The 605-nt window shown below is 51.1% G+C and carries 6 tRNA genes; all 6 read right to left on the bottom strand.

Annotation, left to right across the window (positions count from 1 at the left end):
- Window positions 1-57: 57 nt before the first annotated feature.
- The 6 genes from HMPREF3002_RS09840 to HMPREF3002_RS09815 all read right to left on the bottom strand — a co-directional run bounded on the left by HMPREF3002_RS09840 (window position 58) and on the right by HMPREF3002_RS09815 (window position 567).
- A tRNA-Gly gene (locus tag HMPREF3002_RS09840) sits at window positions 58-128 on the bottom strand.
- Between the two features lie 16 nt (window positions 129-144).
- Window positions 145-217, bottom strand: a tRNA-Phe gene (locus tag HMPREF3002_RS09835).
- Window positions 218-220: 3 nt separating this feature from the next.
- Window positions 221-294: transfer RNA gene (locus HMPREF3002_RS09830), tRNA-Met, on the bottom strand.
- Window positions 295-303: 9 nt separating this feature from the next.
- A tRNA-Ser gene (locus HMPREF3002_RS09825) sits at window positions 304-393 on the bottom strand.
- Window positions 394-403: 10 nt separating this feature from the next.
- A tRNA-Ile gene (locus HMPREF3002_RS09820) sits at window positions 404-477 on the bottom strand.
- Window positions 478-493: 16 nt separating this feature from the next.
- A tRNA-Met gene (locus HMPREF3002_RS09815) sits at window positions 494-567 on the bottom strand.
- Between the last annotated feature and the right edge of the window lie 38 nt (window positions 568-605).

Below are 605 nucleotides of genomic sequence, written 5' to 3'. Positions count from 1 at the left end.
TCTAACCACCTGAGCTACGCGCCCAAGTTAAAAACTTGGTAAAGAACCTATGTTCAAAGCGGGTGACGAGAATCGAACTCGCGACAACAGCTTGGAAGGCTGTAGTTTTACCACTAAACTACACCCGCTTATTATTAAAAGAAATGGCGCGAGACGGAATCGAACCGCCGACACATGGAGCTTCAATCCATTGCTCTACCAACTGAGCTACCGAGCCAAATTGCGGGAGCAGGATTTGAACCTACGACCTTCGGGTTATGAGCCCGACGAGCTACCGAGCTGCTCCATCCCGCGTTAATATTAAGGAGGATGTGGGATTCGAACCCACGCACGCTTTTACACGCCTGACGGTTTTCAAGACCGTTCCCTTCAGCCGGACTTGGGTAATCCTCCAATATAATAATGGACCTTGTAGGACTTGAACCTACGACCACTCGGTTATGAGCCGAGAGCTCTAACCAGCTGAGCTAAAGGTCCAACAAGATCAACAATATAGCGGCGAAGGGGATCGAACCCCCGACCTCCCGGGTATGAACCGGACGCTCTAGCCAGCTGAGCTACACCGCCATAATATCGGGAAGACAGGATTCGAACCTGCGACACCT

Origin of the sequence: Streptococcus sp. HMSC065E03 (assembly GCF_001815045.1) — a bacterium.
In the GTDB taxonomy this organism is placed as follows: domain Bacteria; phylum Bacillota; class Bacilli; order Lactobacillales; family Streptococcaceae; genus Streptococcus; species Streptococcus parasanguinis_AD.
Note: the sequence above shows the minus strand (reverse complement) of the source record. Positions and strands in the feature narration are given on the sequence as shown.